Origin of the sequence: Candidatus Poriferisodalis sp. (genome assembly GCF_965221945.1) — a bacterium.
Classification (GTDB): Bacteria; Actinomycetota; Acidimicrobiia; order Acidimicrobiales; family Poriferisodalaceae; genus Poriferisodalis.
The window spans coordinates 1,370,828-1,394,861 of record NZ_OZ244925.1 but is presented as its reverse complement, the minus strand read 5'-3'; the positions used below and the strand labels follow the sequence as shown (position 1 = coordinate 1,394,861).

The window sequence follows — 24,034 nt, the reverse complement described above, 5'->3', positions numbered from 1 at the left end:
GCACCTGTCATGGCGCACCTGCTCGTGTGCGTTCGGCGTTCTCCGAGTTGCGCTGGTTGATCGCCACTGCAACGAGCATCGCCACGATCACCAGCACGCTCAGTGAGGCGCCCAGCGGCCAGTTGCGAGCAGCCTGGAACTGGCGCGCCACGTACGAGCCGATGAGCAGCGTCTTGGCGCCGCCCAGAATCTCGGGCACGACGTAGGAGCCGAAGCTGGGCACGAACACCAGCACGCAGCCCGCCACGATGCCCGAACGGGTCAGCGGCACGGTCACCTTCCAGAACGCCTTCGCGCCGCTGGCATACAGATCGCGGGCGGCTTCGACCAAACGCCAGTCCATGCGCTCGAGGGCCACATACAGCGGCAGCACCATGAACGTCAGGAATCCGTACACCATTCCCAGCACGACCGCAGTGGGTGTGAACAAGATGCGGAACGTGCCGAAGCCCAAGGCCTCGCTGAGCGCTGAGGCCGGGCCGTTCGAGCCGAGCAGGAAGCGGATTGCGAAAATCCGTACGAGTCCGTTGGTCCAGAACGGGATCATCACCAGCACCAGCAGACGGGCACGGACCCTGGGGGAGCGGGTGGCCAAGTAGTAGGCGAAGGGGTAGGCGACCACCAGGCACAGCACGGTCGTGATGAAGGCCAGCCAGGCCGAGCGGCCGACGATGCCCAGGATCACGTCGTCGGCGAGGCGCTCATAGGAATTGAGGTTCCAGCCGCTGAGCGAGGTGCGGCCAGTCGATGTGCGCGTGGCGAACGAGTACACGGTGATGAGGCCCAGCGGGACCATGAAGAAAATTCCCAGGTACAGCGCACCGGGCGAGGCGATGAGCGTCCCGATGCGCCGAGCCCGGCGCTGCGCGGTCTGCTCCTGGGGTGTCAGCAGCGCTTTCGCTGGGCTGGTTCGGCGACGCAGCGTGGGCATCAGTCCGCCACGACGGTCGTAGTGGCCGGCGCCCAGCTCACGCTGACCGGCTCGCCCGCGGCCTGTGCCGCCTCACCGGTCTCGACCCGGGCGGTAACCGTCGTTGCGTCGTTGCTCGTGCCGGACGCCGCACCGATGGACACCGTGTAGACGAAGGCGTGGCCGAGATAGGTGACGTCGAGAATGACACCGTCGAGGCACGGGGCACCGGGGGGCACCTCGCCTTGGGAATGCAGCCGCACTTGTTCAGGGCGCACACTCACCGCTGCCGGGGTGCCCGCAGCCAGATTGCTCTGAGCAGCAACGACTGCCCCAGCGTGCAGGCGCACCGTCGAGGAACTCTCCACGACGCCTTCGAGCAGATTCGTCCGCCCGATGAAGTCGGCCACGAAGCGGCTGGCGGGATGCTCGTACACCTCCGCGGGCGTGCCGACCTGCAGCAGGCGGCCTTGCGACATCACGCCCACCCGGTCGCTCATCGCCAGGGCTTCTTCCTGATCGTGGGTCACGAACACGAACGTGATGCCGACCTCACGCTGGAGGACCTTGAGCTCCACCTGCATCTCCTGGCGCAGCTTCAGATCCAGCGCTCCCAGGGGCTCGTCGAGCAGCAGCACCTTGGGGTGGTTCACGAGCGCCCGGGCCAGCGCGACCCGTTGCTGCTGCCCGCCCGAGAGCTGCGAGGGCCTGCGGTGTTCCATGCCCTCGAGCTGTACGAGCGCGGTTGCCTCGGCAACCTGCCGATCGGCCTCGGAACCGCGGATGCCGCGCATGTGCAGGCCGAAGGCGATGTTCTGAGCCACCGTCATATGGGGGAACAAGGCGTACGCCTGGAACACGGTGTTCACCGGCCGGCGGTCCGGTGGTGACGCAGCGACCTCGTCGCCGTAGATCAGCAGGCTGCCTTCGCTGGGAATGTCGAGGCCGGCGATCATGCGAAGCGTCGTGGTTTTGCCGCAGCCCGACGGTCCGAGCAGCGCGAAGAACTCGCCGTCAGCGATCTGCAGGTCGACCGAGTCGACGGCGGTGACATCGCCGAACCGTTTAGAGATGTAGCGCAGCTCCACAGCTGGCGCACCGGTGCTGGCCGGGATCTCGTCGGCGGATGTGCTCATGTGAGTCCCACGGGGTTGGGCGAGACGCCTGCATGCACTGCACGGGTGCAGATGAAGTCGTGCGCGATGGTCGCTGCTGCCAGAGCGGTGATCTCGGAGATGTCGTATGCGGGGGCAACCTCCATCACGTCCATTCCGACGATGTCGATCGGCGAGAGGCCACGCACGATCTCGAGCGCCTGGGCGGTGGTGAGACCGCCTGATACTGGCGTCCCGGTGCCAGGGGCGAAGGCCGGGTCGATGCAGTCGATGTCGAAGGTGAGATACGCCTGACGATCCCCAACACGTTCGAGCACCACTTCGACGACAGCGTCGGGGCCGTTGCGATGCACCCAGGGCGCGCCGAGGACCGTGAAGCCGTGATCGTCGTTGTGGGTGCGGATGCCGATCTGCACTGAGGCCGACGGGTCGATGATGTCCTCACGCAGGGCTCGCAGGAACATCGAGCCGTGGTCGAGCCGTCCCTCTTCGTCGGGCCAGGTGTCGGGATGCGCGTCGAAGTGGATGAGTGCCAGCGGGCCGTGCTTGGCAGCGTGGGCTCGCAGGATGGGGTAGGTGACGAAGTGATCACCGCCCAAGGTCACCATCTGAGCGTCGTGAGCGAGAATCTCTGCCGCGTGGTTCTCAATGCGCTCGACGGCGTCGGTCGGGTGGCCGTAGTCGATGAAGCAGTCCCCGTAGTCGGCAACGGCGAGGTGTTCGAAGGGGTCGAAGCCGAAGGGGTAGGCGTCAAGCTCGGCGAGGCCAACCGAAGCCGCCCGGATAGCTCGAGGCCCCAGCCGGGCGCCGGGCCGGTTCGAAGTGGCCATATCGAAGGGGATGCCCGACACGACGATGTCGGCCCCGGCGATGTCTCGTGTGTAACGGCGGCGCAGGAATGACAACGCCCCGCCATAGGTCATCTCTGGCAACCGGCCGCGAAGATCTTCGGACCGGAACGCCTGATCGCCTACAGTCTCCGCGCCGGAGCCGGCGATGAGTCCGCCACCGCCCGACGACGACTCGCCAGCGTCGCTCATGTGGCGTCGCCTCGAGAGTCTGGGTTGTGCCACACGATCAGCGCCGCCCAGCTCTCAGTGGCCGGATCAGTGATGTAGTTCGGCAATCCGCACACAGCCTCGAATCCATTCTCGATCTGGAAGCTCAGCGTGCGGTCATAGAGCCGGCCCGCTCGAACTTCCGCGATGTACTCATCGGCGGTCATGGTCACCTTGTGCTCGGCGTAGCCCGGGATGACGCCTCCCGCGACGATCCCCGCCAGCCCAAGATCGACGCAGACTTGCTTGCGCAGCTCGTACAGCTCGGCCCCGATGCCGCGGCGCCGGTACTCGAGTCTGGTGGCGATGCTGGTGCCGTAATACCAACGACCCTCCCGAATGTGACCACTGCCGCTGTGGTCGTCGGGCACGATGTCGGCGATCGTGTGTATCGGATTCGCCAGATCGAAACTGCAGCGGATGCCGACGCCCATGGCGACCAGCTCGTCGCCGTTGAATCCGGCGAAACAGCCTTCGGAGAAATCGCGCGCCAGCTGACCAAACGCGTCGGCGTCGTACAGGTCGTGCGGGTCGGCGGTCGGGTGAGAGGCCAGCTCCAGCGCCTCGAGCTCGGTGGCCCACTCCGGAACGATGCGGGCATAGCGCAAGCCCGAGCGCTCGCCGACAGACACAGCTTCGATCTCACGCATCGCAGACCCCCGCAGGCACCTGCGGCACCCCGCTGTAGTGCGAGACATTACTGCCGCGACAAGAACCGACTGGTCGCGGCGGTAGTTTCCGCGAGATGGCAGCTCACAGTGCTTCTGACGTGTGGTCACTCGAGACGGCGTCCACCACACCGCTGTGGATCGATCGTCTAGAACCGCCCATCACGGCGCGAGCCGGTGTCGGTGGCGATCTTGACGTGGACGTCGCCATCGTGGGCGGTGGCTTCAGCGGGTTGTGGACGGCGTATTACTTGCGGCAGCTCGAACCATCGCTGCGCGTCGCAGTGCTGGAACGGCACTACTGCGGCTTCGGTGCGTCGGGGCGCAATGGCGGCTGGGCGGTGGGGGAGCTTGCCGGCTCTGTCGATGACTATGCGCGGCGGTCGAATCCAGCCGAATCAGGGCGCCTGCTGCGGGCGGTTTTCGACGCAGTGGACGAGATCGGCAGGGTTGCAGCCACCGAGGGCATCGACTGCGACTACGCAAAGGGCGGCACGATCCGGGTGGCGCGCACCGTTCCCCAAGCCGAGCGCCAGCTAGCGGAGATCGCGGAGGCCCGGGCGCTGGGTTTGACGCCCGACGAGGTCCGCCTCCTCGATGCCGATGAGGCCCGGGCGCAGCTCAACGCCACTGACGTTCTCAGCGGGATCCTGCTCGGTCCGTCAGCCGTGGTGGACCCCGCCAAGCTGGCTCGCGGGCTTGCCGCAGTCGCCGAATCGGCAGGAACCGAGATCTACGAGCAGACCCGTGCGACAGCCATCGACGGCGGTGCGGTGCAGGTTGCTCCGGAGGGTCCCCGCGGCTCGCTAATGAGCCGGGGCCGCTGCGAAGTGCGGGCACCGGTGATCATCCGGGCCACCGAGGCCTATACCCGGGACCTGCGCGGGCGCAGGCGCGACATCCTGCCCGTGTACTCACGCATGGTGGCCACCGAGCCGCTGCCCGACGAGCTGTTCGACGACATCGGCCTGGCGCACCGCCCGAGCTTCGCTGACGATCGCCGGATGGTCATCTATGGCCAGCGCACGGCCGACAACCGCATCGCTTTCGGCGCCACCGGCGTGCCGTACAGCTACGGCTCACGGATCGTGCCGTCCGCCGAGGTCCACCTGGGAATGCACCGGCGGATCTGGCGCATCCTCGTGGAACTGCTCCCTCAGGTGGCCGACGCGCGTGTCACGCACCGCTGGGGCGGGGTGCTCGGCATCCCGAGAAACTGGTTGCCCGGCGTGAACTTCGACCTGCGGACTGGTCATGGAGTGCTTGGCGGATATGTGGGAGAGGGCGTGGCGGCATCCAACCTTGCGGGCCGCACGATGGCCGAGCTGATCTGCGAGCGCGACACCGAGCGCACCAGCCTGCCCTGGGTGGGAGTCACCTCCCGGCGCTGGGAGCCCGAGCCGCTGCGCTGGCTGGGCGTGCGCATCAGCCGAGCATTGCTCGGAGTTGCCGATGAACTCGAGCTGAGAACGGGTAGGCCCGACCGCCTGATGTCAGGGATAGCCAAGCTGTTGCGTCGCGGCCACTGACCCTCACTCAGATCGTCTCAGCTGAGGTATACGGCTCTCACCGGGATGGCAAACCCCTTCGTGAACGGAAAACGCTAGAGACCTCAGCCCATCGGCACCCTACGATGGTTGTATGAGCGCGAGGCCCGGCAATGATCAGGCGGCGAAGGCCCTGACGGTGCTGCACGAGTCCTGCCGGCAGAGAGATGAGCGGAGCTTGTGGCCTGAGCTACAAGTCCGGGACGCATTGACCGCTGGTGCCTCACTGGAACAAGTTGCCGCCGCCCTCGGCATCGATGAGGATGAGGCGTGGGAGCGCCTCACTCGCTGCCTTCGAGAGGCACTTAGCGAGACCGCGACCGCCAATGCCGACCTGGCCGAAATTGAAGCGCTTGAACTTGCGGTAGCCGAGACGAATGCCGTGCGCAGGGAACGCTCACAGCGCAAGGTGCCACCTCAGCGCCGATCTGGCCTGTCCCTCTGACAGTGCGCGCAGTCATCGACACGAATGTTCATATTTCCGCGCTCATCGGCGCAGGACCGCCGTATCGCATCATGCGTGACTGGCTGGCTCGTCGGAGATTCGAGTTGGTTGTGTGTCCACTCCTCGTCAATGAGATCGTCAAGGTCGCCAGCCGCCCCCACTTGCAGTCGAGACTGCGCCTTGACATTGTGAATGCCTACTTGCGGGATGTGGCAGTCGGGGCAACACAGTGGCCAGATCCCGACGCAATCGCCCAGACCACCCGCGACCGTCAGGATGACTATTTGGTCGCGCTTGCACGGGAAGCACGCGCAGACGTGATCGTGACCGGCGACAGGGACCTGCTGGAGTGGGAGGAACAGTCTCCCCCTGCAGTGACCCCGACGAGGTTCGAACAGATGCTCAGCGACGACGTCCGCTGAACGGAACACAGAACTATTCGTCGAACTCGAGCTTGTAGCCCTCGCCGTCGCGCACCATGATCCCGCCGGTCGGCGCGCCGAAGTGGGTGCCGATGACCAGCGTCTGGCTGTCTGCCCAGTCTGGAAACACCTCATGGCGGGTCGCTCGCGCCTCGTCGGAATCGGTGTCGAACATCGAGCTGAGCTCAGGATCGGCGAGCTGCAGTGGCGTATGCACCATGTCGCCGGTGATGATCGCCCGCTTGCCTTGCGACGAGATGACTACCGAGATGTGCCCTGGGGTGTGCCCCGGTGTCGACTGGAACGACACTTCATCGCAGATCTGATGGTCGGGGTCGATCATCTCGACGAGGCCCGCCGCCACGATGGGCGCCACCGAGTCGTCGAAGACGCTGTCGCCGAACAGGTCGCCGGTGCTTTCCCAGTGGTCGTATTCGGCCCGGCAGAACAGATACTGGGCGTTGGGGAATGTCGGCACCCATTCGCCGTTGACGAGCCGCGTATTCCAGCCGACATGGTCCACGTGCAAGTGCGTGCACACCACGTGGGTGATGGATTCGGGCGGGAAGCCCGCCTCGGCGAGATCGTCGAGGAACGGTCCCTGCTGTTCATGCCAGAGCGGGTTGGAGCGCTGCTTGTCGTTGCCGACGCAGGTATCCACGGCAATGCGGTGCTCGTCGGCCTCGATGACGCAGCAATGGATGCGCTGCAGCAGGTAGCCCTCGTCGCTCACGAAGTACGGCCGAAGCCACGGTGCCGCGTCGGCCCGGGCCAGCACGCCGCCCTTGGAGAGTCCGTCGAAGAGGAAGCGCGGCGAGGTGGGTGTGTCTGACTCTGAGACCGATGTGATCATGACGTCGCCGACCTGCCAGCGCAGCGGCTCGGCGCTGCTCACGGCTGACGGCCGACGTAGGCCAGGTAGCGCTGTGCCGCAGTTGCGTCGTCGGGCACGGGCAGCTCGTCCGCGATCAGCTTCCACTTGCGAGGAATGTCGCCGAGCGACTTGACCCGGGCGAGGCTGGATTCGCACAGGTCCTCGGGAAGCTCGACGGCAATGCCGGCGGATTGGGCGAGATCCCATGAGTGGGCCAGCGGATCCCACTGCACCATGCCCACGAAGTCCTCGAAGCTCATGGGGCCGAACCAGTACTGGTCTTCGGCGGACAAGTCGGCACCGTCGAGTGCGGTGGCAAGGCCGTCTCGGGTCTCGATCCAGCGGGCGGCAGGGTCGTCGGTCTCATCGGCCATCTGGGGCATGTTGATGACGCCGGTGCGGGCGATGCCGGCGAGGGCGTCGAGCACGCCGCACTGGTGGCGCACCAGCTCGCTCGCATTCCACGCCTCGCACGGGGTGGCATTGTCCCAGGCACCGGCGGGCACATCGGCCACCACCGAGTCGAACAATGCGACAGCCCGCTTGAAGGCGTCGATGGTTTCGCTCATGGTGAATGAATCCTCTCTGGTTCGACCATGTGGTCCGGTTGTGTGGTTCGGTTGTTCAGCAGCTCTGAGGCGAAGCGTCACCGCAGGAATCCGCGGCGATGCTACGTCGTCGCAGCAGGCGGCTCACGAGTGGCTCCGGCCCGGGGGTTGCAGCTCTCGCAGGAGTGATGGGTTCAGGCAACCAGGCTGACGCCGTTCGGGCGACCGGCTGGTGGGGTTCAGTCGACGAGGTTGACGCGCAGGCCAGCGAGCGCTACCTGGCTGTCGTTCACGTAGCAGTCCCGTGAGCGGGCCGCAGCCAGCACAGCCTCACGATCAACGGTCGTGACATCGATGCCCCCGAGGCCCTCGCCGCGGCCATCGGCCTCAGGCACGAACCTGAGCGTGGCGTTGTCGAGCTGGATCGTGGGGTGGCCCTCGGCATCGGATCCGAGGTCGATCTGCGCGATCTGGCTCCAGCGCTCGGCCAAGCGACCGGGATCGGGACTCTGGAGCTCGGCGGCGGCAATGCTGTTCACCTTGGCGGTGTTGACATAGGGCTCCCAGTACTTGCCTGCAGGCGTCCAGGGGCCGCCCAGGGCATCGCCGCCTGGTCCAGTCATCTGGTCCATCTCGAAGAACGCGCCGCCGGTGTCGGCCGGGTGCAGCTGCATGCCGACATGGCCCTCTTCGGGGAAGTTCATCTCGAATGCGATGCGGATGCCCATCTCGTCGACGTGGGCGCGGCGGGCACCAACGTCACTGACTTGAGTGATGACCATGTAGCCGGTGTCGCCGCCGCGCCGCTGCTGATACCGGCCGGCGGCAGTGTCTGGTTCAACCGGCGTGACGCATTCGAGGAATTGAGTGCCCACCGGCCAGAGCACATTCTTGAGGCCGAAGATGCCGACACCCGGATCGGTGAAGCACGGTTCAACGCCGAGGACGCTCTGGATGTCCGCCGAGGTCTGGGCCAGGTCGGCCGTGGTCACGGCGATTTGACGAAGACGAATCCACATGCGCGTCACCCTAGGGCCTGCCCAGCACGCGGGTTCTGTGGATGCTGGCGGGGCGTCGCATCGCACCCCCGCAGTGGGTTCGCCGCCGTGTACCGGGGCTACGTCTCTGAGGCTTCGCGAGGACGCCTCGCCTCGGAGCGGACAGCCCGAGACGGCTCCGCCTGATCGGCCTCGATCTGCGCAATCAGTTCAGGGTTGCGCAACAGCGCAGCCTCATGTGCCGACATCACGACAGCAGGCGTGAAAATCAGGGTGCCGTCGGCTTCCTCGTCAACTAGGTAGAGGTTGTGTTCTGGTTTTCCGAGCCTGCCGAGCGCTGCTCGACGTCGGCCGTCAAGCTCAACGAGCTGAGACATGGGTGAGACCTCCGAACACGCCGGTGCTTCGCTTGGCGAGGCGAAGCGGTGGACGCCAGTGAACGCATCTGAGTGTACACGTTGGGGCAATGTAACATCAGTCACTGACCCTCACTGTGACATTTAGGCAAATGGGCGAACTCCTATTCAGCCCTGAGGCCGACCGGCAGCTCGTCGCGCTGCGCGCCGACGTGGGGCTAAACGAGCTGTACGAACGGGTGAACGATGTCTTGGACGACATCGAGGACGACAGGCACAGTCGCCGCATTCGCCGTCGGCGCTACCACCGACCCGCCATGTGGGGCGTCCCCGTGCATGGTTCCGGCGAAGAGTGGCTGATCCTGTGGAGCGAGCAAGATCACGGCCCGCTCGTCCACTACATCGGTCCCGATCTCGCATAGTTGGCGGCGCCCACCCGGCGGCCACGAGCCGGACAGCGTGTCGCACCTCCGCAGTAGGTTCGCCTTCATGGACGACGAGCAGTACTGGGCGCAGCGCCTCGACGAGTTCCTTGACTACGTGAAGCGGACCACGAATGCGTCAGACCCCGCCAACGTCATCGCGACCCTTAGAAATGTCGTAGGCCGCTGGATCAAGTATGCGCTCCTGCAGCAGGCGCGCCCCGATGGACGAAACGAATCGCTCTTGGACGAGTGGGTAACGAAGGTGCTCACCATCGAACTCGGACCGCAACGGGATTACCGGGCTCGTGTCCGAAGATGGTGGAAGTGGAACCAAGACCGCACGCTGAAGCGACCCAGCGTGCCCGGTCGCCCGCCAGAGAAACCCGCGGCCAAGTGCGGCACGCTCCACGCTACGAGTAAGTGGGGTCCCCACTACTGCGCGTGCGGCGCGGTCAACTACTGCCGCATCGAGAAGGACGCAGCGACCTACAAGGTGTGCCCCAAGACAGACGAGGTTGTGTGGGTAGGAGCGCCCATCAAGCGCCGTGCTGGGAACAAGGTGGTCAACGAGGTGGTCAAGGCCACAAAGTCGCCCCGCTACAAGGTCGGCGACAAGTACCGCGTCGACCCCGGTCCCAGAGATGTCGAGTCGTCGTCTGACGATGCAGATGACCTCCGGAGTCGCTTGGAGAGGGCCGCACGCTCCCTGCTGTGCGGCGTCCAGTTCCTCAACGACTTCGTGGGATTGTTGGAGGACAAGGGGCAGGTGATCCTGTACGGTCCGCCTGGCACTGGCAAGACGTACTTCGCCCGGCAACTGGCGTGGACGCTGACAGGCATCGCGGACGACGACGAGTACGAGGACGAAGGGCCGTACTCCTTGGTGCAGTTCCATCCGGCGTATTCGTACGAGGACTTCTTCGAAGGGTTCCGGCCGCAGGTCGATGACGACGGTCAAATGACCTACGAGCTGTCGCCGGGGCCTCTTGTGAGGCTTGCCGAGCGAGCCGCCGATCGCCCGGACGAATTGCATGTCATGGTGATCGACGAGATCAACCGGGCGAACTTGCCACGTGTGCTGGGCGAGTTGTTGTACTTGCTGGAGTATCGCGACGAGTGGACTCAGACTCAGTATCGGCCGGTCGGCGGATTCACGCTGCCTTCCAACTTGTGGATCATCGGCACGATGAACACGGCAGACCGCTCCATCGCGCTGATCGACGCCGCTATGCGGCGTCGGTTCCACTTTGTGCCGTTCTTCCCCGATCGTGAGCCGACGGCGGGGCTGCTGCGGCGCTGGTGTGAGCAGAACGAGCCAGGACAGGCGTGGATGGCTGACCTGCTCGATGCCGTCAACAAACGGCTCCGCGGTGATCTTGGAGGTGACTACATGCTGATCGGGCCGAGCCACTTCATGAAGCAAGACCTGGACGAAAACAGCTTGCGGCGAATCTGGGAGTACAACATCGAGCCGCTCATCGAGGATCAGTTCTTCGGTCGACAGGATGTGATCGACAGCTATCGGTTTGGCGAAGTCTGGAAGCGCCATGGCCCCAGTGCGGCCGCGCCGGCTTCGGACATGGGAACGTCGGACGGGTCTGGTGAGGAAGCTGAGCCCGGATCCGACCACGATGAGAGCGCCGAGAACGACGGCGACCGGTAGATGTCAATCGTCGATGGTGCGGTGAGGCCGGACGTCTCTGAGATGGTTCGCGAGGCGGGTGAGGATCAGCGTGTCCTGCTTCACGAGTGGAGCACCAAGCGTTTGCAGCTCGACGACGACGCGGCCCGCTGTCTTGGGGAGACGCTTTGGGTGTCGGTGGCACCCGACCGGGAGCGAGGTTGGTGGAAGGTGTCGACGCGGCAGTGGGTGGGCGCGTTCACGCTGGGTGATCTGCGCATCATTGTGCGGCCGAAGATCAAGCCCGAGAACTTGTTCTTCCTGCTGGAAGTGGGATTGCCGCCCGAGGCGTGGCAGGCCGAGGCCATTGACTACGCCACCAACGACGAATTGCTGCCAGCACTGGTGTCGTTCTTCGCCCGCACCGCGGAGACGACGCTGGCTCGTGGGCTGTTCCATCACTACCGGCACGAAGAGGACGATCTGCTCGCGCTACGCGGCCGTATCGACTTCGTGCGGCAGTTCCGTCGGGGCGGTGTGCTGGTGCCGATGGCGTGTTCGTGGGACGACTTCACTGCCGACATCGACGAGAATCGCTGCTTGACCGCGGCGATCCGGCTGGCGCTGCGTGTGCCCGACGTGCCCCACGACGACCGGCGACGGCTTCGCCGGCTGCTCGCTGCGCTGGACGGCGTGGCCGAACCCGCAGTGTCGACGGCACTGGATCGTCTCGATCGCATCGGCTACACCCGACTCAATGCGCACTACCGGCCCGCGTTGCGGTTAGCGCGGCTGATCCTGGCCAACTGCACCCTGCAGGACCAACATGGCGACACCGCTGCGTCGGCGTTCATGGTGGACATGAACGAACTGTTCGAACAGTTCGTCACGTCGCGACTGCGGCGCAAGCTGCAAGGACGGCTCGACGTCGCCGCTCAGCTGCGTCCCCACCTCGACATCGATCGACGTGTGCAGATCAGACCGGACCTCACCCTGCGCAGCCATGGCGAGACCGTCGGCGTCGCTGACCTCAAGTACAAGCTCACGGACGGCGACTCGAGCACAGCGGACACCGTCGGACCTCTCGGACGGCACGGCGACTACTACCAGCTGCTGGCCTACACGACGGCGCTCAAGTTGCAGGAAGGCACGCTCATCTACTGCGCCGACGTCAACCGAGGCGATCCTCATCGTCAGCCAGGCAGCCCCGCTCCGTGGGACCGAAGCGTCAGCAGTGCTGGCGAGGCCGCTGACCACCACTGTTCAGCCGCGGCGCTGAATGTCTCCACAATCACCGTGCAGCACCTCGGCACCAAGCTCCACACGGTCGCCATCAATCTGTCCGGCAGCCCCAGCGATATCGACGTTCAGATCACAGTCCTCGCCGAACACCTTGTGCAGACGACGCACACATCAGTTAACTGAGGAAACGCCCGGGGGAAGAGGCCGACAGACCTCTGACGCTTGACTCAACGATTCCACGTTCAGCAAGGCGTTCCAGCGGATGGTCACCATCCGGCAACGGTCCGCGCAATGCGAGCGGCGGCTTCTCATTCCTGGCAGATAGAAGTGTTCTTGGGGGTGTTTGGCCTGCAGAAACTAGGAACAATGGACCCACGAAAGGTGGGAGAAATTCACCTACAAATTACGCATCAGACAGTGAATCAAATTGACATTGATATACTGGTGAAATACACATCAGCAGGCTGTGGAACAGCGTCTCTCACTAGGCTGCGCGCATGGAGCACGTTGAGCGTCGGGCACAGCAGCAGATTCGCGCTGCGCTCGACGCGTTTCGGGTCGTGGTGCTGCACGGCGCTCGGCAGTGCGGTAAGACCACACTGGCGCGGGCTGTGGCAGCCGAGCGGGGCGGCACCTACGCCACGCTCGACGATCCGGCTGTCCTCGCCGTAGCGCTCGACGATCCCCAGACGTTCTTGCTGAACCAGCCGCACCCGCTGGTGGTCGACGAAGTCCAGCTGGGCGGCGACCCGCTGGTGCGGGCGGTGAAGATGGCGGTAGACGACCGCGGCGAGCCGGGACGCTTCCTGCTGACCGGCTCCACCAACTTCTTGTCGGTGCCGACCATCAGCGAATCGCTGGCCGGCCGAGCCGCCATCGTGCAGCTCTGGCCGCTGTCACAATCGGAACTGACGGCGCAGGCAGCACCAGTCGGTATCGGCGGCGATCCGGGAGCATCCGGCCACGCCGACCTGGATGTGCTCACGAGTGGTTCCGCAGTCGCAGCTTGGTTTGACGGCGATTTCCGACTCGGCGGTTCGAGCGGTACGACCCGAGATGACTACCTGCACCGGCTGTGCCGCGGCGGCTACCCCGAGCCGTTCGAACTCGACGGGCGGCCCAGGCAGCGCTGGTTCGACAGCCACGTGACGACAGTGCTGAACCGCGACATCGTCGAGTTAGGAGCGCTTCGTGCGGTGCCGGCAATGCACCGCTTGATCCGTCTCGCCGCCGCGAGCACGGCCGCCGAGGTGAACCTCGCCGACTGGTCTCGGCGCCTCGGTCTCGACCGGCGCACCGTCGAGGGCTATCTCGGCTGGATGCGCACCGTCTTCCTTGTTCATGAACTGCCCGCCTGGGCCCGCAACCGCACACGTCGGGCCATCAAGCGACCCAAGCTGCACATGGCCGACACGGGTCTCGCCGCAGCACTCCTGCGGCTCGACGCCGCCGCGTTGCGCCACCCGAACGCCACCATGATCGGCTCGCTCATCGAGACCTTCGTCGTCAACGAGATCGCCCAACAGATATCCGCATCCGATGAAGCGATCGACCTGCACCATTTTCGTGACAGCACAGGCCGAGAAGCTGACCTTGTGCTTGAGCACACCGACGGGCGCCTCGTCGCAGTCGAGATCAAGGCCTCCGCGTCGCCAGCGCCGTCTCAGATGGACAACCTGGCGTGGTTGCGCGACCTCATGGATCGAGCCGAGCCGGGATCGTTCGCGGCGGGGGTGCTGCTGCACACCGGCCGCCACGCGCTCAAGCTGGGCGACCGTTTGTACCTGTTGCCCATCGACCAGCTCTGGAACACATGAATGGAACCGCAGGCACGGCGCTGGCCGGCAGGCAGCGTCGTTCAGCCCGATGAGACCGGCGGGCGGTGACGGTCCAGCAGGCTGTTCAGCTCAGCGCCGGCGAGCAGCCCCATCGCCAGCAGGTACAGCCACAGCAGCAGGCTGAGGGCGCCGCCGAGCAGGCCGAACACGGCGTTGACGCCATTGGAGGCAAGTTGCAGGTACGCGCCGAACCCGCCTGAGACGGCCAGCCACCACACCGTCGCCAGCAGTGCCCCCGGCACTTCTCGCCGCCATCTGAGCTTGTGGCGCGGGGCGATCCGATACACCGTCGCCGCCCAAGCCACAACCGCCACGAAGACGACGGGCCACCGCAGCCAGTCCCACGACGTGCTGAATGAGCTTCCCGCACCCAGCCGGTCCGCCAATTCGGAGCCGCCGCCGAACAGCGGCCCGACGACCAGCATCGTGGCCACCACGACGGCAACCACCAGCGTCAGGAACGTCAGGGCGAAGCCGACGAGACGGGTCGACAGCCAACTGCGAGCGCCGTGGTGGCCGCGTGTCACGTTCAAGGCACGTACCACGGCGATGAAACCGCGGGTCGACGCATAGGCGGCCACCGCCACGCCGAGAGTGATGGCCCGGGCGTCGGAACGGTCGAAGAGATCCGCCACAGTTGCATCGAGCGTGTTCTGATCGCCGAACGTGTCGCTGATCCGTTCGAGCAGCCAAGCCTCGGTGTCGGCGGCGGCGCTGCGGCCGATGAGCACGTCCAGCGAACCCAGTGCCGCCGCGAACACGATGACTGCTGGGAACAGCCCCAGCAGGGCGAAGAAGGCGATCTCCGCCGACAGCCCGCCGATCCGCTTGGCACCCCAGTCCTGCCGGACTTCGTTGACAATGTTCACGGCGCCGCGAGTCAGTGAGCGGGGTTGTGCTGTGCCCTCCGCTGCGTCCCCAGCAGTGCGGCGCGCTGCAGTGTCCTCGGCTGCGCTTTCCGTGGAGTGGGGCAGTGCTCTGTCCTCCGCTGCACCCTCGGTCGTGCGGTGCTCGCTGTTCAGGGGGAGTCAGCTTTCACGAGCTCTGCGGCCCGGGCGACGAGGCCGTTGCGGTCGATCTTCGCGGTGGAGGCCAGGGGGATCTCGTCGACGATCCAGACGTGGCGGGGGTGCGCATATGCGGGACCGTTGGCAAGCGTGTACTTCTTAACCTCGTCCACCGTGACTGTGCGGCCGGGTTCGGGACGCACGAAGGCCGCCGGCAGCTGGCCCTTCAGCTCGTCGGGAACCGGGACCACCACGGCTTGATGCACCGCCGGGTGCTTTTCGAGCATCTGCTCAACGGCGTCGGGGTAGATGTTCTCTCCGGCGCAGACGAACATGTCGTCGACTCGGCCTACGAAGTAATAGAAGCCGTCGGCGTCTCGGGTCATCAGGTCGCCCGTGTGGTACCAGCCATCGGTGAGGCGTTCGGAGGTGACCTCGGGCAGGTTGTGGTAGCCGGTCATGACCCCGGGAGAGCGCACCCACAGCTCGCCGGCGTCGGAGTCCTCGCCGGTGTTGGGGTCGACCAATCGCAGCTCCACCCTGGGGTGTCGATGGCCGACGGAGATCTTCGGCCTCGCCTTGCCCTCGGGATGGGGGCCGAACTCCAGCACGGCCTCAGTGGTGCCGTAACCGTTGGAGACGAGTGCTTGGGGGAGCAGCCGCTGCACGTCGTCGTAGAGGGCCTCAGTCAGGGGGGCTGAACCGATGAAGGCGCGCTGCACCGAGGACAGATCAGGGATCGGCTCACCGGCGGCGACGCGGGAAGCGATCTCGGCGGTGACGAGAGCGAACATCGTCGGCACGCCCGAGCACATGGTCACGCTGTGCCCTTCGATGGCCTCGATGTAGCCCGAGGCGGTGAATCCCGGCAGGAGCACCACGGTGCCCCCGTTTGCGAACGCCAGCTTGGAGGACATCGAAGCGTTCTTGTGGTAGAGCGGAGCCGAGACCAGCATCACCTCGCCCGGCATGGCGGCGCCGTACTCGAGCACCGTGAAGGTGACGTTGCCATGGGTCAGCAGGACACCCTTGGGCCGCCCGGTCGAACCGGAGGTGTAGATCTGCACGGCAATGTCGTCGTCGGCGACGGCGGCCGCTGCTCTCAGCGGCTCATGGACCACCAGAGCGTCCCATTCGGTGGTGCCGATGACGATGTGGGCCATGTCCGGCGGCACCAGCGGGGCGTGCTCCGCATCGGAGATGACCAGCTGCACGTCGGCGTCGTCGAGGATGTACGCCTGGGTCTCGGCGGGGAGCCGGGTGTTGAGCGGCACGAACACCAGCCCTGCGGCCGGGGCGCCGAACATCACGTCGTAGTACTGGCCGCAGTTCGCTGCGAGCAGCCCGACCCGGGTGAACGGCGCCAGGCCCCGGGCCGCGAGACCTGCCCCGCAGCGCAGCGCCCGGTCCCTGAGCTGGCCGGCGGTGACATGTTCCGGCGGGGTGGCTGACCTGTCGATGAGCACGACAGCGTTGTCGTGGGGGGCACGTTCGAGCAGCTCGGCGACGTTCATCGCCATCGCAGGCTACGACGGCGAGCCATCGGCTGTCTGCGGTGGTGATCCGCTGGCGGCTTGCGGTGGTGGGGGTGCGGCTTCGGCGAGCGTGTCGGCGGTGTTTCTGGTGTTGGGTGCGGGTTCCACCTCGACGAGCGTGTCGTGGAATGCCCCCGAGCCGACATCGGGATCGGGACCGCCGACCGCAGCATTGGTGAGCACGTTGACCGTGCGCGCGACCGCACTGCCGGCCCACCAGCCGAAGGGCATCGCCACCAGTCCGGGTTGCAGGCGGTCCGAGATGGTGGCATCGGTGAACAGCTCACCACGGCCGTTGTGGATGCGTACTTGGTCGCCGTCGGCGATGCCACGCGCTGCTGCGTCCGCAGCGCTGATCTCGAGGCGCGGCCGGGGAGGATCGGGAAGGTGATGCTCGAACCCGCCGTAGTGGCTGTTGAGGAAGCGCTGGTGCTGCTTCAGCGTCATGAGTGCGAGCGGGAAGCGTTCAGCCAGTTCGGTATCCCCACCGGGCGATTCTGAAGCGGGCTGGTAGCGCAGTGCGCCCAGCCGGATCGGACCGAGCTGGTGTCGCCGGGCAATCCCGGGCGCATCGGCATCCGACGGTGGCAGCGGGATCTCCCGATCGGTCAGCGCAGACCAGCCTGCTGGCACTGCCAGCCGTGCCCAGCCGTCGCGCTGGAGCCGTTCGAAAGTGATGCCCTCAAGCCACGGATGGCTGCTCGCGAGCAGGTCTCGTGCCACCTGTTCGTCGCTGTGGGCGAGGCCGGATGCGTCGAGCTGCATGGCATGTGCCAGTCTGCGGAAGATCTCGGTATTGGGCAGGCACTCGCCGAGTGGTTCGATGGCTGGCAGGTTCAGCGACACATACAGGTGGCCCCACGCATTCATCAGGTCGAGGTGCTCGATCTGGGTTGTCGCGGGCAGCACGATGTCGGCGTACCTCGCCGTGTCGGTCATGAATTGCTCGATCACCACCGTGAACAGGTCGTCGCGTTCGAGCCCGGCGAGCACCCGGTTCTGGTCGGGCGTGATGGCCGCGGGGTTGCACCCGTAGTTCACCAGCACCGTGACCGGCGGCTCGGAATCGGCGTCGGCGAGCACCGCGCCGAGAGCCGACATGTTGACGGTTCGCTCAGGCCCCGGCGGCGGCGCCACGTCGGCGAACGCTGTGTCGAAGTACGCCTGTGTGGACCGCATGTAGACAGAATCCGAGACGGCGGCCAAAGCGGCCACTGCTCGGTGGATGTCGTGGCCGTGCTCGCGGTGCTCCATTCCGATGAGCGCACGCAGCACCGAGGGTTGTTCGTGCGCGATCTGATGTGCCAGCGAGACGATGTCGGACTCGTCGATTCCCGTGATGCCAACTACGTCTTCGAGGCCCATGGCCCGAGCCTCAGCGCGGAGCTCTGGCCAGCCTGCGGTGCTCGATTCCAGTTGCGACTCGTCGATGAGGCCGTCACGGTCCAGCACGCCGATGACGGCCAGCACGAGTGCAACATCGGTGCCGGGGCGCGGCTGAATGTGCCAGTCGGCCCGCTGTGCGGTCATCGTCGAGACAGGGTCGACGACGATGACGCTGGCGCCGTTGCGACGGGCAGTCTCGATGTACGGCCACAGGTGCCGATTGGTGAGCAGCGTGTTGGTGCCCCACAACACGATGGTGCGGGCGCTCGCAATCTCGGTGGGGTCCGCACCGAGGGGCATGCCGAGCACATCGGCGGCACCGTGCCAAGCCGTGACGCCGCAGATGTGCCGGTTGTTCCGGGTTGCACCGAGAGCGGCGAAGAACCGATCCGCTATGACGCCTTTCTGGACGAGCCCCTGGGTGCCGTCGAGGGAATACGGCAGCACCGTCTCGCCGCCGTGCCGAGCAATGGCGTCGCCAATCCGCTCGGCGATCTCGGCAATCGCAGTGTCCCAGTCGATCGGCTCGAAGCGGGCCTCGCCTTTGGGTCCGATGCGTCGCAGCGGCCACAGCAGACGGTCGGGGTGGTACACGCGATCCAGAAACGGGTTCACCTTCGGGCAGAGCTGCCCATCGGTGAACGGATGGGTGGGATCGCCGCGCAGGTGCACCGCGACGCCGTCACGCACCGTGACCTCCCAAGCGCACGTATCGGGGCAGTCGTGGTGGCATGCCCCGCGGACAACGATGTCTGCGACGCTCACCCGAAGACGTCCCTGGACCACGAGATGCGGTGTGGCGCCCCGCTGTGGTCGTAGGCGTCGGCAACGCTCATCCGAGGATGTCCTTGGACGGTGGGTTGGGCATCACCCCTAGCATGGCCCATTGAAGCCGGGGCGCCCTCATCGAATCGTGGGCGCAGCGTGTGCGAGGCATCGCCCCATGTCACAGACGACGTCCTCGGCGACGCCAGTCGCCGCGCCGCCTCTTGGCGAGCCGTCGCGCCTGTTCAGCGGCCCGTTCCTGATCCTGAACATCAGCGCCCTGTTCTCCGCGGTGTCGTTCTCCTCGATGCTCCCCCTCACGGCCCTGCTGGTGACCAACCAGACAGGCGGCGGCGATGTGGCAGTCGGCTTCGCCATCGGGGTGTTCGCCATCACGGCGATCGCAGCCCGACCGTTCATCGGTCGCCTCGGCGACGAGCGGGGCCGCCGCTTTCTGATCGTTGTCGGCGGCTTCACGACCGCGGCCACGTTCTTTGCTCATGTCTGGGCCGACACCTATGCGGTGATCCTGATCATGCGCATGCTGACCGGGGCGTTCCAGGGGATGTTCTTCGTGGGCAGCGCCGCGATGATCAGCGATCTGGCCCCGGAGCATCGCCGAGGCGAGGCCATCAGCTGGTTTTCGGTGTTCCTGTATTTCGGAATGGGGCTGGGCCCAGGACTGGGAACGATGATCGAGGAGTGGGGCGACTCCGCGTTCGCATTCGGGGGCTTCGACGCGGCGTTCGCCCTCGCGGGAATACTGATGGCGCTGTCGGCTGTCATCGGCTGGTTTCTTCCGACGGACTCGCCGAGCGCGCTGGCCCCTCACGTCGCCGACGGCGCCGGCGGCCAGGTGAACGGGGCCTCAGGAGATGGCGCTTCGCGACTGCAGATGCGTCTGGCCAGCGCTGCACGTCCATTGGTGTTTCAACTCGTCGGGAAAGAGGGAGGCGCCGTCCGATTGCCCCCAGCAACCCCCGAACATCCGCCGGCGACCACCTCGAACGCCGGCGGGGTCTTCTACAAGCCGGCCCTGTGGCCCGGGACAATCCTCGCGATGGGAATCATCATCATTCCGGCGCTGTACGGCTACCTGCCCAAGCTCGCGGAGGAGCACAGCCTCGGCTGGCTCGGTCCGGTCTTCTTCGTCTACAGCATGTTGGTGCTCGTGCTTCGTATCATCGGGCGCAAACTGCCCGACAAGCTGGGCACAAAGCGCACCGCAACGCTGGCGCTCATCGGTGCCGCCGCCGGAATGGTGCTGATGGGCACGTTCGTGTCGATTCCGGGCCTGTACGTCGCCGTGGTCATCCTGGCTCTCGGCGGTTCGCTGCTGTACCCAGCGCTCATGGTCGCAGCAGTCGAGGGAGTACCGCCCAACGAGCGCGCCCGTGCCTTGAGCACCTTCACGATGTTCTTCGAGCTCTCGGCGGGAATTGGCGGGCCGATTCTGGGTGTCACGGCGTGGCTCGTCGGCGCCACGGTCGGTGCGTTCTATGCGGCCGCAGCGTGCTCGCTCTTTGGCATCGTGCTGCTGGGCATCTGGCAGCGCCGTGTCGCTCCTGGCGTCAAATAACAACGACGTCATACGAACTGAGCAGTCGACCGAGCCCCATCCTCCAAAACTCTTTGAAGTACGCATGCTCAATCTCGTACGCTGGCTCCATGACGCAGTCACGGCATCCTAAGGGTTCTCCTTGGGGCGGGCGTTTCAAGAATTCGGCCAGCAGGAGCGTCGATCCAAAAGGCGGGCGCGCTGCGACAGAAGCCGCACTTGCGGCAGGTCTCGTTTCAAGTGATCAGGATTCTCCTGGCGACTCACCTGCAGACCCGGAAACGCCGCACTGGTTGGAGATTCCTGAGGAGCGACGAAAGGCACTGCTCGCAGAAACTGACAGCTATCTGGCTGAACTGCGAGCGCAGGTCGGTGAGCCGTCCAACAAGCACAAGCGGCGAGCTGCTGCCCTCGCCCAGAGCTTGAAGCAAGATTGAGAATCTGACATCACCTGATGCCGGTGCTGATCCTTGATTCGGGCGCCGTTACGCATCTGGCACAGCAGCGCGAGCAATCGCTTGCAGACATCGAAGAACTCAAGAGACAACGACTCTGGCCGCCGATCGTGCCCACAATCGTTCTCGCGGAGTGCATATCTGGAAGGCAGGACACTGATGCACTGGTTTACAAATTCCTCAAGATGTGCGAGACCCAAGACGCCTTGCCGAGAAAAATTGCCCAGCGTGCCGGAGACTTGCGAACTCGTGCGAAAGCAGGATCGGTGGTTGACGCCGTCCTCGTAGCGATGGCCGAGCCCGGAACGACGATCCTTACGGCGGATCTCAAGGATCTGGATCGCCTTGCGATCCACGCTCAGCAGGTCACGATTCGCTCTCTTCATCCCCGCCGACGAAGGAACCCGTAGGGGCGCGCAGGACATTCGGTGCTCAGACCTCTGAGGCCTCAGCTGGTGCCGAGCAGGACCATTGCGCCGATGTAGATGGCGAGTAGGGCGACACCGTCGACTCGGCTGGCACGCTTGCCTACGAGCGCGCCCAGGTAGGCCAGCACGACCACGACCATCATCGCCCCGATTCCGAGGCCGGTCAGCGATGGGTCGTCGATGGCTCCTGCACCCACCAGGCCCATGGCCCCGCCCACAGCAAGGCTGTTGAAGACGTTTGAGCCAAACAGGTTGCCGACGATCAGCTCGGTATGACCTTTGCGAGCGGCGGCAACAACGGTTGCGAGCTCCGGCAACGACGTGCCCACGGCTACCACCGAGAATCCGATGAAGCCGCCGCTGAGGCCCCAGCGCTCCGCGAGTTCGGTGGAGCCCTCCACCGCGAGCTGGGCGCCCACGATGACGCCGAACAACCCCAGCAGCGCCCGCATCAGATTGGTGAGCGGCTGGCCGACGTCTTGAGCGAGCGGAGGTGTGTCTTCATCGGGCGGAAGGGTCTCGTCGCGCGACGAGCGCACCAGCCACACCAACGTGATTGCCATCAGTGCGGCCAGGAAGCCGCCCTCGTAGCGGCTGAGGTTGCCATCGACAACCAACAGAGCAAATATCGCTGCGGTGGCCAGCGACCAGGGAACGTCGCGACGCAGCGCCATACGTGTGAACGGGATCGGGATCAGCAGTGCTGCCACTCCGAGACCCAGGCTGACGTTGGCCACGTTCGAGCCCACGATGTTGCCCACACCGAGCGCGGGCTCGCCATTGATCGCCGCCAGCGAGGACACGACCATCTCCGGTGCGGACGTGCCGAAGCCCAGCACTACCGCCCCGATCACTGCAGGTCGGATGCGCAGCGCGGTGGCGAGCTGCGAGGCGCCCGTCACGAAGTGATCACCAGCCCACACCAGCAGCACCAGGCCTGCCAGCAGCGCCAGCAATGCGAGGATCATCGCTGCGACGACCCCGATCCCAATGGCGCGGACCTAGTGATTGTGACGCGGGGTGCCATGGGTGCGAGCGGTGTCGCGGTACTTGACGGCCGGGCGAAGCACCATTCCCTCGTCGAATTGGCTGACAATCGACCGCTGGATCTCTTGCCACGGGGTATGCGATGGCGGCACGGGATAACCACCGGCCTCGTCCAGATCGGCCCGGCGGCGGGCCAGTTCGTCATCGTCGACCAGCATGTCGGCGCTGCCGCGGCGCAGATCGATCCGGACACGGTCGCCGGTGCGCAGCAACGCCAAGCCGCCGCCGACCGCTGCTTCGGGAGCCGCGTTCAAGATCGACGGCGAGCCCGAGGTTCCCGATTGGCGACCGTCGCCGATGCACGGCAGCGAATGGACGCCGCGCACCAGCAGTGCTGCCGGCGGTTGCATGTTGACGACCTCGGCACCGCCGGGGTAGCCGATCGGACCGGCCCCGCGAACGAACAGCATGCAGTTCTCGTCGATGTCGAGATCGGGGTCGTCGATGTTCGCCCGGTACTCCTCCGGTCCGTCGAAGACGATGGCGCGTCCCTCGAACGCGTCGGGATCGTCAGGATTGGACAGGTAGCGGTGGCGGAACTCGTCGGAGATGACGCTGGTCTTCATGATGGCGCTGTCGAAGAGATTCCCTGACAGATTGATGAAGCCGGCATCAGCCAACAGCGGCTCGCCAGCGCTGCGGATCACGTCAGCGTCCATGATCTTGGCATCGGCACAGTTGTCGCCGATGCTGTTGCCATTGGCTGTCAGCGCATCGGGATGAGGCAGCAGTCCGGCACGCATCAGCTCGCCGACCACGGCAGGCACACCGCCGGCGTGGTGATAGTCCTCACCGAGATAGGACCCGGCGGGCATCAGGTTCACCAGCAGCGGCACTGCGAAACCGTGCTTCTGCCAGTCGTCGTTGTCCAGCGGGACCCCGAGATGCGCGGCGATCGCGTTGAGGTGGATCGGGGCATTGGTGGATCCGCCGATCGCAGAGTTCACGACGATGGCGTTCTCGAATGCCTCGCGGGTCATGATGTCGGACGGACGCAGATCCTCCCGCACCATCTCGACGATGCGCAGCCCGGTGCGGTACGCCATTTGCGCCCTCTCGCGGTACGGGGCTGGGATTGCGGCGGAGCCTGGAAGCTGCATGCCCAGCGCCTCGGCGAGCGAGTTCATGGTGGTGGCGGTGCCCATCGTGGAGCAGTAGCCCACCGACGGGGCCGAGGACGCCACCAGGTCGATGAAGCCCGTGTCGTCGATCTCGCCGGCGGCATAGAGCTCACGGGCCTTCCACACGACGGTGCCCGATCCGGTCCTGCGGCCCTCGTGCCAGCCGTTCAGCATCGGCCCGACAGACAACGCGATGGCCGGCACGTTCACCGTCGCGGCCGCCATCAGGCATGCCGGTGTGGTCTTGTCGCAACCGATGGTAAGCAGCACACCGTCGAGGGGGTATCCCTGCAGCACCTCGACGAGGCCGAGATAGGCCAGGTTGCGGTCGAGCGATGCGGTGGGTCGCTTGCCGGTCTCCTGGATGGGATGCACCCCGAACTCGAAGGCAATTCCGCCGGCTTCGCGGATGCCCTCGCGTACTCGCTTGGCCAACTCGAGGTGATGTCGGTTGCACGGCGACAAATCAGAGCCGGTCTGGGCGATGCCGATGATGGGCTTGCCCGACTGGAGTTCTTCTCGTGTCAGCCCGAAGTTGGCATAGCGCTCGAGGTAGAGCGCCGACATGAGCGGGTCGCCCTCGATGTCGAACCAGGCCGCCGAGCGCAGACCGCCGCGCCCGATGCCGGGATCGGGTCCGCCGACAGGATGGATCGAACGAGGTT

Annotated in this window: 23 protein-coding genes; 10 read left to right on the top strand and 13 right to left on the bottom strand. The window is 65.7% G+C overall.

Going from position 1 to position 24,034, the window contains the following annotated elements; translation table 11 throughout:
* Nucleotides 1-7: 7 nt before the first annotated feature.
* The 4 genes from ACOQPH_RS06475 to ACOQPH_RS06460 all read right to left on the bottom strand — a co-directional run bounded on the left by ACOQPH_RS06475 (nucleotide 8) and on the right by ACOQPH_RS06460 (nucleotide 3,733).
* Nucleotides 8-931 carry an ABC transporter permease gene (locus ACOQPH_RS06475; protein WP_420623898.1) on the bottom strand — a complete coding sequence of 308 codons (924 nt, stop codon included), beginning with the start codon at nucleotides 929-931 and terminating at the stop codon, nucleotides 8-10.
* Complete coding sequence (locus tag ACOQPH_RS06470; protein WP_420623897.1) at nucleotides 931-2,046, bottom strand: ABC transporter ATP-binding protein; 1,116 nt, start codon at nucleotides 2,044-2,046, stop codon at nucleotides 931-933. Before ACOQPH_RS06470 ends, ACOQPH_RS06475 begins: the two co-directional genes overlap by 1 nt.
* Nucleotides 2,043-2,948: an agmatinase gene (speB, locus tag ACOQPH_RS06465; RefSeq protein WP_420624319.1), complete on the bottom strand. Its 906-nt coding sequence runs from the start codon at nucleotides 2,946-2,948 to the stop codon at nucleotides 2,043-2,045. Before speB ends, ACOQPH_RS06470 begins: the two co-directional genes overlap by 4 nt.
* A 113-nt stretch (nucleotides 2,949-3,061) precedes the next feature.
* On the bottom strand, nucleotides 3,062-3,733 hold the full coding sequence (locus ACOQPH_RS06460) for a GNAT family N-acetyltransferase (RefSeq protein ID WP_420623896.1): 672 nt from the start codon (nucleotides 3,731-3,733) through the stop codon (nucleotides 3,062-3,064).
* Between the two features lie 95 nt (nucleotides 3,734-3,828).
* On the opposite strand from ACOQPH_RS06460, the gene ACOQPH_RS06455 reads away from it, so the two are divergent.
* From ACOQPH_RS06455 to ACOQPH_RS06445, 3 genes are all read left to right on the top strand, one after another.
* Complete coding sequence (locus tag ACOQPH_RS06455) at nucleotides 3,829-5,280, top strand: NAD(P)/FAD-dependent oxidoreductase (RefSeq protein WP_420623895.1); 1,452 nt, start codon at nucleotides 3,829-3,831, stop codon at nucleotides 5,278-5,280.
* Between the two features lie 112 nt (nucleotides 5,281-5,392).
* Nucleotides 5,393-5,743 carry a hypothetical protein gene (locus tag ACOQPH_RS06450; protein WP_420623894.1) on the top strand — a complete coding sequence of 117 codons (351 nt, stop codon included), beginning with the start codon at nucleotides 5,393-5,395 and terminating at the stop codon, nucleotides 5,741-5,743.
* A 2-nt stretch (nucleotides 5,744-5,745) separates the two neighbouring features.
* Nucleotides 5,746-6,165, top strand: coding sequence for a putative toxin-antitoxin system toxin component, PIN family (locus ACOQPH_RS06445; protein ID WP_420623893.1), 420 nt, complete (start codon nucleotides 5,746-5,748; stop codon nucleotides 6,163-6,165).
* 13 nt (nucleotides 6,166-6,178) lie between these two features.
* On the opposite strand, the gene ACOQPH_RS06440 is transcribed toward ACOQPH_RS06445, so the two are convergent.
* The 4 genes from ACOQPH_RS06440 to ACOQPH_RS06425 all read right to left on the bottom strand — a co-directional run bounded on the left by ACOQPH_RS06440 (nucleotide 6,179) and on the right by ACOQPH_RS06425 (nucleotide 8,962).
* Nucleotides 6,179-7,060 carry an MBL fold metallo-hydrolase gene (locus tag ACOQPH_RS06440; protein ID WP_420623892.1) on the bottom strand — a complete coding sequence of 294 codons (882 nt, stop codon included), beginning with the start codon at nucleotides 7,058-7,060 and terminating at the stop codon, nucleotides 6,179-6,181.
* Complete coding sequence (locus ACOQPH_RS06435; RefSeq protein WP_420623891.1) at nucleotides 7,057-7,608, bottom strand: TIGR03086 family metal-binding protein; 552 nt, start codon at nucleotides 7,606-7,608, stop codon at nucleotides 7,057-7,059. The genes ACOQPH_RS06440 and ACOQPH_RS06435 overlap by 4 nt, the downstream gene beginning before the upstream one ends.
* A gap of 218 nt (nucleotides 7,609-7,826) precedes the next feature.
* Nucleotides 7,827-8,606: a hypothetical protein gene (locus ACOQPH_RS06430; RefSeq protein ID WP_420623889.1), complete on the bottom strand. Its 780-nt coding sequence runs from the start codon at nucleotides 8,604-8,606 to the stop codon at nucleotides 7,827-7,829.
* A 98-nt stretch (nucleotides 8,607-8,704) separates the two neighbouring features.
* The gene (locus tag ACOQPH_RS06425) at nucleotides 8,705-8,962 is read right to left on the bottom strand and encodes a hypothetical protein (RefSeq protein ID WP_420623888.1); all 258 of its coding nucleotides are present in this window, start codon (nucleotides 8,960-8,962) and stop codon (nucleotides 8,705-8,707) included.
* 131 nt (nucleotides 8,963-9,093) lie between these two features.
* Here ACOQPH_RS06425 and ACOQPH_RS06420 point away from each other — a divergent pair, with 131 nt between their 5' ends.
* The 4 genes from ACOQPH_RS06420 to ACOQPH_RS06405 all read left to right on the top strand — a co-directional run bounded on the left by ACOQPH_RS06420 (nucleotide 9,094) and on the right by ACOQPH_RS06405 (nucleotide 14,046).
* Complete coding sequence (locus tag ACOQPH_RS06420) at nucleotides 9,094-9,363, top strand: hypothetical protein (RefSeq protein WP_420623887.1); 270 nt, start codon at nucleotides 9,094-9,096, stop codon at nucleotides 9,361-9,363.
* A gap of 67 nt (nucleotides 9,364-9,430) precedes the next feature.
* Entirely contained in the window at nucleotides 9,431-11,029 is a 1,599-nt protein-coding gene (locus ACOQPH_RS06415) for an McrB family protein (protein WP_420623886.1), read from the top strand.
* The gene (locus ACOQPH_RS06410; RefSeq protein WP_420623885.1) at nucleotides 11,030-12,412 is read left to right on the top strand and encodes an McrC family protein; all 1,383 of its coding nucleotides are present in this window, start codon (nucleotides 11,030-11,032) and stop codon (nucleotides 12,410-12,412) included.
* 314 nt (nucleotides 12,413-12,726) lie between these two features.
* Nucleotides 12,727-14,046 (top strand): ATP-binding protein, encoded by a 1,320-nt coding sequence (locus ACOQPH_RS06405; protein WP_420623883.1) that lies wholly within the window; start codon nucleotides 12,727-12,729, stop codon nucleotides 14,044-14,046.
* Nucleotides 14,047-14,087: 41 nt separating this feature from the next.
* Here ACOQPH_RS06405 and ACOQPH_RS06400 read toward each other — a convergent pair whose 3' ends face one another.
* From ACOQPH_RS06400 to ACOQPH_RS06390, 3 genes are all read right to left on the bottom strand, one after another.
* Nucleotides 14,088-14,936 (bottom strand): YihY/virulence factor BrkB family protein, encoded by an 849-nt coding sequence (locus tag ACOQPH_RS06400; RefSeq protein WP_420623882.1) that lies wholly within the window; start codon nucleotides 14,934-14,936, stop codon nucleotides 14,088-14,090.
* Between the two features lie 149 nt (nucleotides 14,937-15,085).
* Entirely contained in the window at nucleotides 15,086-16,588 is a 1,503-nt protein-coding gene (locus ACOQPH_RS06395; protein ID WP_420623881.1) for a class I adenylate-forming enzyme family protein, read from the bottom strand.
* A gap of 12 nt (nucleotides 16,589-16,600) precedes the next feature.
* A complete protein-coding gene (locus tag ACOQPH_RS06390; RefSeq protein WP_420623880.1) occupies nucleotides 16,601-18,760 on the bottom strand; it encodes a molybdopterin-containing oxidoreductase family protein in 2,160 nt (719 codons plus the stop codon).
* Nucleotides 18,761-18,938: 178 nt separating this feature from the next.
* On the opposite strand from ACOQPH_RS06390, the gene ACOQPH_RS06385 reads away from it, so the two are divergent.
* From ACOQPH_RS06385 to ACOQPH_RS06375, 3 genes are all read left to right on the top strand, one after another.
* Nucleotides 18,939-20,339 carry an MFS transporter gene (locus tag ACOQPH_RS06385; protein ID WP_420623879.1) on the top strand — a complete coding sequence of 467 codons (1,401 nt, stop codon included), beginning with the start codon at nucleotides 18,939-18,941 and terminating at the stop codon, nucleotides 20,337-20,339.
* A gap of 89 nt (nucleotides 20,340-20,428) precedes the next feature.
* Nucleotides 20,429-20,755, top strand: coding sequence for a hypothetical protein (locus ACOQPH_RS06380; protein WP_420623878.1), 327 nt, complete (start codon nucleotides 20,429-20,431; stop codon nucleotides 20,753-20,755).
* A 17-nt stretch (nucleotides 20,756-20,772) separates the two neighbouring features.
* Nucleotides 20,773-21,183 carry a hypothetical protein gene (locus ACOQPH_RS06375; protein ID WP_420623877.1) on the top strand — a complete coding sequence of 137 codons (411 nt, stop codon included), beginning with the start codon at nucleotides 20,773-20,775 and terminating at the stop codon, nucleotides 21,181-21,183.
* Between the two features lie 38 nt (nucleotides 21,184-21,221).
* Here the strand turns inward: ACOQPH_RS06375 and ACOQPH_RS06370 are convergent, their stop codons facing one another.
* Entirely contained in the window at nucleotides 21,222-22,169 is a 948-nt protein-coding gene (locus ACOQPH_RS06370; RefSeq protein WP_420623876.1) for a calcium/sodium antiporter, read from the bottom strand.
* 33 nt (nucleotides 22,170-22,202) lie between these two features.
* On the bottom strand, nucleotides 22,203-23,993 hold the full coding sequence (locus ACOQPH_RS06365; RefSeq protein ID WP_420624318.1) for an IlvD/Edd family dehydratase: 1,791 nt from the start codon (nucleotides 23,991-23,993) through the stop codon (nucleotides 22,203-22,205).
* Nucleotides 23,994-24,034: the final 41 nt, after the last annotated feature.

What these genes read in the sequence shown, in the direction of transcription:
- ACOQPH_RS06475 (WP_420623898.1), bottom strand. Translation starts at nt 931, where the DNA reads ATGCCCACGCTGCGTCGCCGAACCAGCCCAGCGAAAGCGCTGCTGACA.
- ACOQPH_RS06470 (WP_420623897.1), bottom strand. Translation starts at nt 2,046, where the DNA reads ATGAGCACATCCGCCGACGAGATCCCGGCCAGCACCGGTGCGCCAGCT.
- speB (WP_420624319.1), bottom strand. Translation starts at nt 2,948, where the DNA reads ATGACCTATGGCGGGGCGTTGTCATTCCTGCGCCGCCGTTACACACGA.
- ACOQPH_RS06460 (WP_420623896.1), bottom strand. Translation starts at nt 3,733, where the DNA reads ATGCGTGAGATCGAAGCTGTGTCTGTCGGCGAGCGCTCGGGCTTGCGC.
- ACOQPH_RS06455 (WP_420623895.1), top strand. Translation starts at nt 3,829, where the DNA reads ATGGCAGCTCACAGTGCTTCTGACGTGTGGTCACTCGAGACGGCGTCC.
- ACOQPH_RS06450 (WP_420623894.1), top strand. Translation starts at nt 5,393, where the DNA reads ATGAGCGCGAGGCCCGGCAATGATCAGGCGGCGAAGGCCCTGACGGTG.
- ACOQPH_RS06435 (WP_420623891.1), bottom strand. Translation starts at nt 7,608, where the DNA reads ATGAGCGAAACCATCGACGCCTTCAAGCGGGCTGTCGCATTGTTCGAC.
- ACOQPH_RS06430 (WP_420623889.1), bottom strand. Translation starts at nt 8,606, where the DNA reads ATGTGGATTCGTCTTCGTCAAATCGCCGTGACCACGGCCGACCTGGCC.
- ACOQPH_RS06425 (WP_420623888.1), bottom strand. Translation starts at nt 8,962, where the DNA reads ATGTCTCAGCTCGTTGAGCTTGACGGCCGACGTCGAGCAGCGCTCGGC.
- ACOQPH_RS06420 (WP_420623887.1), top strand. Translation starts at nt 9,094, where the DNA reads ATGGGCGAACTCCTATTCAGCCCTGAGGCCGACCGGCAGCTCGTCGCG.
- ACOQPH_RS06415 (WP_420623886.1), top strand. Translation starts at nt 9,431, where the DNA reads ATGGACGACGAGCAGTACTGGGCGCAGCGCCTCGACGAGTTCCTTGAC.
- ACOQPH_RS06410 (WP_420623885.1), top strand. Translation starts at nt 11,030, where the DNA reads ATGTCAATCGTCGATGGTGCGGTGAGGCCGGACGTCTCTGAGATGGTT.
- ACOQPH_RS06405 (WP_420623883.1), top strand. Translation starts at nt 12,727, where the DNA reads ATGGAGCACGTTGAGCGTCGGGCACAGCAGCAGATTCGCGCTGCGCTC.
- ACOQPH_RS06395 (WP_420623881.1), bottom strand. Translation starts at nt 16,588, where the DNA reads ATGAACGTCGCCGAGCTGCTCGAACGTGCCCCCCACGACAACGCTGTC.
- ACOQPH_RS06385 (WP_420623879.1), top strand. Translation starts at nt 18,939, where the DNA reads ATGTCACAGACGACGTCCTCGGCGACGCCAGTCGCCGCGCCGCCTCTT.
- ACOQPH_RS06380 (WP_420623878.1), top strand. Translation starts at nt 20,429, where the DNA reads ATGACGCAGTCACGGCATCCTAAGGGTTCTCCTTGGGGCGGGCGTTTC.
- ACOQPH_RS06375 (WP_420623877.1), top strand. Translation starts at nt 20,773, where the DNA reads ATGCCGGTGCTGATCCTTGATTCGGGCGCCGTTACGCATCTGGCACAG.
- ACOQPH_RS06370 (WP_420623876.1), bottom strand. Translation starts at nt 22,169, where the DNA reads ATGATCCTCGCATTGCTGGCGCTGCTGGCAGGCCTGGTGCTGCTGGTG.